The sequence below is a fragment of the Nocardia carnea genome, from assembly GCF_029869215.1.
Classification (GTDB): Bacteria; Actinomycetota; Actinomycetes; order Mycobacteriales; family Mycobacteriaceae; genus Nocardia; species Nocardia carnea_B.
In genome coordinates, this window is record NZ_JARWPM010000109.1 from 43,273 (window position 1) to 49,495 (window position 6,223).

The following is a 6,223-nucleotide window of genomic DNA, read 5'->3' on the forward strand; positions in this document are numbered from 1 at the left end:
CGGCGCGGTCCACGCCGCTGCGTTCAGTCCTCCGGAATCGGCACCGAAACGCCCAGCCGGTCCAGTAGCGCGAACAGTTCGCCGCCGATACCGGGTGCGGCGGCCACCACCAGTGCTCCGGCCGAACCAGCGGTCGCCAGCGGTGGTAACCGCAGCACCGCCCCGGCCTCCGCGGCGATCAGGGCGCCGGCCGCCCAATCCCACGGGTTGAGCCCGTGCTCGTAATGAGCGTCGACCCGGCCCTCGGCCACCATGCACAAATCCAGTGCGGCCGCGCCGATCCGGCGGATATCGCGCACATGGGGCAGCAGGGTCGCGACGCAGGCCGCCTGCGCGGTGCGCCGGCGCACGCCGTAGGCGAATCCGGTGGCGACCAGCGCCATCTCGGCCGACCGCACCGGGTTGCAGCGCAGCGCGGTATCGCTGCCGTCCGGGCCGATCCGGGTGGCGCCCAGCCCGCTGCCGGCCGCGTACACCGTCGAGGCCGCGACATCGGCGACCGCCCCGGCCACCGGCCGGCCACCGCGGACGGCGGCCACGGAGACCGCGTAGGCGGGGATGCCGTAGAGGAAGTTGACCGTGCCGTCGATCGGGTCGACCACCCACACCACCTCGTCGTCGCCGGCCGCGGCCAGATCACCGCCGCCTTCTTCACCGAGGATGTGATCACCGGGGCGGAGCCGGGCCAGTTCGTCCCGGATCAGTTGTTCGGTTTCGGTGTCGACGACGGTGACGGGGTCGGTCGGGGTGCTCTTGGTGCGGACGGCGGTATCGGCGGCACCGGATCCGAAGACTTCGGGGCGGCGCGCCCGGACATGCGCGGCGGCGATACCGGCGAGGTGGGTCGCGATCCGGCGTAAGAGCACCGCGTCGGCGGGAGCGGGTTCGGTGGCAGCGGTGAGAGACCAAATCGATTCCGGCACGCCTACCATCGCAGCACAGATCCTGCGGGCCGGGCATCCGGGCACGCACATTACTCTTGTCGTGCACACCACACCGGCCCTCGTCGGCCCGGGGGCGGCAGCGCGCGGCCGGCGGCGGACCTGCACCGTTTCGATCGGCTCGCGGCGGGCCCGGCCGGCGTTCGCGCGGGTGCGGCGCGAAGACGACATCAGCCAGCACAGGGAACGAGGGAAACCCGCATGTCCGGTCGACGGCACGCGTTCGGTATCGATATCGGCGGCAGCGGCGTCAAAGGCGCCGCGGTCGACCTCGAAACCGGGGAACTCCGGCACGAGCGCATCAAGATCGCCACCCCACATCCGGCGACACCCGAAGCGGTCGCCGGCGCCGTCGCGCAATTGGTCGCGAAGGCGGAATGGGACGGCCCGGTCGGCCTCACGCTGCCGTGCGTCGTGCTCGACGGGGTCGCCCACACCGCCGCCAATGTCGACAAATCCTGGATCGGCACCGACGCCCGGACCCTGTTCTCCGACGCACTCGACGGCCGCGAGGTCACCGTGCTCAACGACGCGGACGCCGCGGGCCTGGCCGAGGACCGTTTCGGCGCCGCCCGCGATATCCACGGCCTGGTCCTGCTGCTGACCTTCGGCACCGGAATCGGCTCGGCGCTGCTGAACAACGGCACCCTGGTCCCGAACACCGAACTCGGGCACCTCGAGATCGGCGGGATGGAGACCGAGCACCGCGCCGCGGCCTCGGTCAAGGAACGCGAGAACCTCGGCTACCCCGAATGGGCGGCCCGGGTCAGTACTGTGTTGCGGGGACTGGAGGATCTGTTCTGGCCTACGGTGTTCGTCGCCGGCGGCGGGATCAGCCGCGACGCCGATCAGTGGATTCCGCTGCTCACCAACCGCACCCGGGTGGTGCCCGCCGATCTGCGCAACACAGCGGGTATCGTGGGCGCGGCCATGGCTGTCGATGCCGGAATCACCCCCTGAAGATGTCCGCCGCACGGGCAAGAGCACACTGGTCGATCGTTACAATGGAAGGACCCCGGCGGTGAGCCGGACACCCGACCGGCGTTTTAGCCGGTAAACCCGACAGACCGCTCCGCCGGAATACTACTCTGGCGTGACGCCGCACGAGACCGTCACGAAAGGGCGTACGTGGTAGCCACGAATACCCGTCAGACAGCCGAACCGGCCGACGCCGAGGCCACGGAAGTTCCCGCGGCACGCCCGGCGCGCAAGGCCGTGGCCAAGAAGGCCCCGGCCAAGAAAGCCGCCGCCAAGAAGGCCCCCGCGAAAAAGGCTGCCGCCAAGAAAGGCGCGGCCAAGAAGGCCCCCGCGAAGAAGGCCGGTAGCGCGGGCGCCCCAGGACCGGGCGAAGATCAGCCGGACGAGGACTCGCTGGATGTGGCCGATCTCGGCGATCTCGAGGTCTCCGAGGACGATCTCACCGACGAGGGCGACGATCTGGTGGCCGAGGTCGCCGAGGAGGAACCCGAAGCCGAGACCGCCGAGCCCACCGCGGCGGACAAGGCCTCCGGCGATTTCGTCTGGGACGAGGAAGAGTCCGAGGCACTGCGCCAGGCCCGTAAGGACGCCGAACTCACCGCCTCCGCGGATTCGGTGCGCGCCTACCTGAAGCAGATCGGTAAGGTCGCGCTGCTCAATGCCGAGGAGGAGGTCGAACTCGCCAAACGGATCGAGGCCGGCCTCTACGCGGCGGAGAAGATGCGCGAATTCACCGAAGCCGGGGAGAAGCCGCCGGTCGCCATCCGCCGCGACTACAACTGGATCATCCGCGACGGTAACCGCGCCAAGAACCACCTGCTCGAGGCGAACCTGCGCCTGGTGGTCTCGCTGGCCAAGCGCTACACCGGCCGCGGGATGGCGTTCCTGGACCTGATCCAGGAGGGCAACCTGGGCCTGATCCGCGCGGTGGAGAAGTTCGACTACACCAAGGGCTACAAGTTCTCCACGTACGCCACCTGGTGGATCCGGCAGGCCATCACCCGCGCCATGGCCGATCAGGCCCGCACCATCCGTATCCCGGTGCATATGGTCGAGGTCATCAACAAGCTCGGCCGTATCCAGCGCGAGCTGCTCCAGGATCTGGGTCGCGAACCCACACCGGAGGAACTGGCCAAGGAAATGGACATCACCCCGGAGAAGGTGCTGGAGATCCAGCAGTACGCCCGGGAACCCATTTCGCTGGATCAGACCATCGGCGACGAGGGCGACAGCCAGCTCGGTGATTTCATCGAGGATTCCGAGGCCGTGGTCGCGGTGGACGCGGTCAGCTTCACCCTGCTGCAGGATCAGCTGCAGTCGGTGCTGGAGACCCTGTCCGAACGCGAGGCGGGGGTGGTGCGGCTGCGCTTCGGCCTCACCGACGGCCAGCCCCGGACCCTGGACGAGATCGGCCAGGTATACGGGGTCACCCGCGAACGGATCCGGCAGATCGAATCGAAGACGATGAGCAAATTGCGGCATCCCAGCCGTTCGCAGGTCCTGCGGGATTACCTCGACTGAGACCCGCGGGCGAACCTGCTCGCGCCACGGCCCCTGAACACGTCCGGAACCCCCGGTTCCCGCGATGCTCAGGGGCCGTGGCGTATTCGGAGTCCGGTTACCCGCCCGATTCCAGTGCCGACGCGCCCGGGGGTGACAGCGAATCCCGGGACGTGTCTTTCACGTCGACCCCCGAGCGGCCGAGCCGGCGCGCCCCGGCGATCAAGCCGGCCGTCACCTCGGCCGCCCGCCGGTAACCCAGGCCCTCGGGCGGATGGATATTGGACACGCAGTTGCGGTCGGCATCGGTGCGGCCCGGGCGGGGCCGGTGGGTCAGATAGATGCCGAGGCTGTCGGCCACCGACAGGCCGGGCCGTTCCCCGATCAGCACCAGCACCGTGGATACTCCCAGCGCGGCCCCGATATGGTCGCCCAGCGCCACACGGGCCTGGGTCGCCACGACGGGCACCGCGAACGAATACTGCGGGCGCAGCAGTTCGGCCAGCGCACCGAGTAGCGGTGGGCCGTGTTCGGTGAGCGCCCGGGCAGACAGGCCATCGGCGAGTACCACGCCGATATCCGGCGGGGCGCCGTCGTGCCGGAGCTGTGCCAGTGGGTTCGGCTCCTCGGCCGGAAGCCGGCCCAGATCAGGCCGGCGCAGATATTCGGCCCGGTCCCGCGCCCGGCTGCGCACGTGGAACGGCCGGCCGAGCCCGAGCCGGGCGATCTCGGCCGAGAAAACCGGCACCTCCAGCGCGGTATGCACCGCGTCGCGGGCCGACGCATGGGCGGCGGCGAACTCGAGCACCTGCCGGGTGGGCAAGGCGTCACCTGCCCGGCCCAGGCCGATCCGCGCCTGGGTCAGCGTGCGTAAACCGGCCCAGAACGCGGAGCCGGAATCACTGTCTGCTCGTACGTCGCGCCCGCCGATCCCCATGATCACCACACCCTCGTTCGCCGAATCCCCATCATCCCCCCGATACGCCGTCGCCGCGCCGCCTGCGGCCCACGGGCCGAATCAGCGGAGTGCGACCGCGTAACCGCATCCCGATCCGGACAACCGAGAGCTCCCCCGACTCGCCGGCCTGTTCCCTGCCGGCGACTCACGCGCGCGTCAGCGATGGTGCCCGAGATCAGCACCGGCTACGTGACCTACAACAGGGCGCGTAGCGGCGAGGCGGAGGGCGGTATCGCCCGCACCCGACCGGTTTCGTCGAGCATGCCGAGCCGGTCCAGCCAGTCCGCGAACTCGGGAGCGGGCCGCAGGCCCAGCACCCGGCGGGCGTAGAGGGCGTCGTGGAAGCTGAGGCTCTGGTAGCCGAGCATCACATCGTCGGCGCCGGGCACCGCGATCACGAAGGCGCAGCCGGCCGCCCCCAGCAGGGTCAGCAAGGTGTCCATATCGTCCTGATCGGCTTCGGCGTGGTTGGTGTAGCAGACATCCACGCCCATCGGCAGACCCAGCAGTTTGCCGCAGAAATGGTCCTCGAGTCCCGCCCGGACGATCTGCTTGCCGTCGTAGAGGTACTCCGGCCCGATGAACCCGACGACGGTGTTCACCAGCAGCGGACGCAGTTCCCGGGCGACCGCGTAGGCCCGCGCCTCCAGTGTCTGCTGGTCCACCGGTTTACCGCCCACCCCCAGATGCGCATCGGCCGACAACGCCGAACCCTGTCCGGTTTCGAAATACATCACGTTGTTGCCCACGGTGCCGCGGCGCAGGGACCGGCCCGCGTCCTCGGCTTCCCGCAACAACGCCAGATCCACCCCGAACGCCGCGTTCGCGGCCTGCGTCCCGGCCACCGACTGGAACACCAGATCCACCGGCGCGCCGGCGGCGATCAACTCGATGGTCGTGGTGACATGGGCCAGCACACACGACTGCGCCGGGATATCGAACCGGGTGCGGATATCGTCGAGCAGCGCCAGCAGATCGGCCGTGGCCCGCGGGGAATCGGTGGCGGGGTTTATCCCGATCACGGCGTCCCCGCAGCCGAGCAGCAGCCCGTCCAGAACGGCGGCCGCGATACCGCGCGGGTCATCGGTCGGGTGGTTGGGCTGCAACCGCGTGGCCAGCGTACCGGGCAGGCCGATGGTGGTCCGGAACGCCGACCGCACCTGCGCCGCCCGCGCCACCGCGATCAGATCCTGATTGCGCATGATCTTGCTGACCGCCGCGACCATTTCCGGAGTGAGGCCGGGCACGAGAGCACGCAGGGTCGCGGCCGGGTCGCCGGTGTCTTCCCCGGCGGCAATACTCAGCAACTTGTCGCGGAAATCCCCGACTGTGCAGGCGGCGACCGGCGCGAACGCGGCCCGGTCATGGGTGTCCAGGATCAACCGGGTGACCTCGTCGGACTCGTAGGGCACCAGCGGCTGTTCCAGGAATTCGGTCAACGGCAGCTCGGCCAGGGTCCACTGCGCCGCGGCCCGCTCGGCATCCGTGGCGGCGGCGCAGCCGGCCAATTCGTCACCGCTGCGCCGCGGAGTGGCCTTGGCCAGTACCTCGACCAAGCCGTCGAACCGATAGCTCGTGCCGCCCAGCTGCTGGGTGTAGACAGTCATCCGCCGGGTCCGTCCGTCCGGGCCACGCTCGGCGGAACCGGTTCGATTTCGCGCGCTGCGGCCGCGAGAGAATACGCAGTGCCCACGAACTCTACCGGCACTGTGTTTTTGGCGCGCCTTCGGCGCGCGGGGGTTGGGCCCCCAGGGGGCCCCGGGGGGGAGCCCCCCCCCCAGACCCGCGCGGGGGGGGGGTGGGGGGGGGGGGGGGGCGGGGGGGGGGGGGGCCCGCCAAATAGACG

General features: G+C 70.1%; 5 protein-coding genes. 2 read left to right on the top strand and 3 right to left on the bottom strand.

Annotated features, from left to right (window positions below):
* Positions 1–23: 23 nt before the first annotated feature.
* A complete protein-coding gene (locus QH276_RS06635; protein ID WP_432278743.1) occupies positions 24–932 on the bottom strand; it encodes an inositol monophosphatase family protein in 909 nt (302 codons plus the stop codon).
* A 210-nt stretch (positions 933–1,142) separates the two neighbouring features.
* On the opposite strand from QH276_RS06635, the gene ppgK reads away from it, so the two are divergent.
* Together ppgK and QH276_RS06645 are read left to right on the top strand one after the other, a co-directional pair.
* Complete coding sequence (ppgK, locus tag QH276_RS06640; RefSeq protein ID WP_280402290.1) at positions 1,143–1,901, top strand: polyphosphate--glucose phosphotransferase; 759 nt, start codon at positions 1,143–1,145, stop codon at positions 1,899–1,901.
* A gap of 168 nt (positions 1,902–2,069) precedes the next feature.
* A complete protein-coding gene (locus QH276_RS06645; protein WP_280402291.1) occupies positions 2,070–3,440 on the top strand; it encodes an RNA polymerase sigma factor in 1,371 nt (456 codons plus the stop codon).
* 97 nt (positions 3,441–3,537) lie between these two features.
* Here the strand turns inward: QH276_RS06645 and eutC are convergent, their stop codons facing one another.
* Entirely contained in the window at positions 3,538–4,356 is an 819-nt protein-coding gene (eutC, locus tag QH276_RS06650; RefSeq protein WP_280402296.1) for an ethanolamine ammonia-lyase subunit EutC, read from the bottom strand.
* Positions 4,357–4,571: 215 nt separating this feature from the next.
* On the bottom strand, positions 4,572–5,984 hold the full coding sequence (locus tag QH276_RS06655) for an ethanolamine ammonia-lyase subunit EutB (protein WP_280402292.1): 1,413 nt from the start codon (positions 5,982–5,984) through the stop codon (positions 4,572–4,574).
* Between the last annotated feature and the right edge of the window lie 239 nt (positions 5,985–6,223).

Excerpts from the sequence above, each read along its gene's own strand:
- ppgK (WP_280402290.1), top strand. The coding sequence starts at position 1,143 with ATGTCCGGTCGACGGCACGCGTTCGGTATCGATATCGGCGGCAGCGGC.
- QH276_RS06655 (WP_280402292.1), bottom strand. The coding sequence starts at position 5,984 with ATGACTGTCTACACCCAGCAGCTGGGCGGCACGAGCTATCGGTTCGAC.
- eutC (WP_280402296.1), bottom strand. The coding sequence starts at position 4,356 with ATGGGGATCGGCGGGCGCGACGTACGAGCAGACAGTGATTCCGGCTCC.
- QH276_RS06635 (WP_432278743.1), bottom strand. The coding sequence starts at position 932 with ATGGTAGGCGTGCCGGAATCGATTTGGTCTCTCACCGCTGCCACCGAA.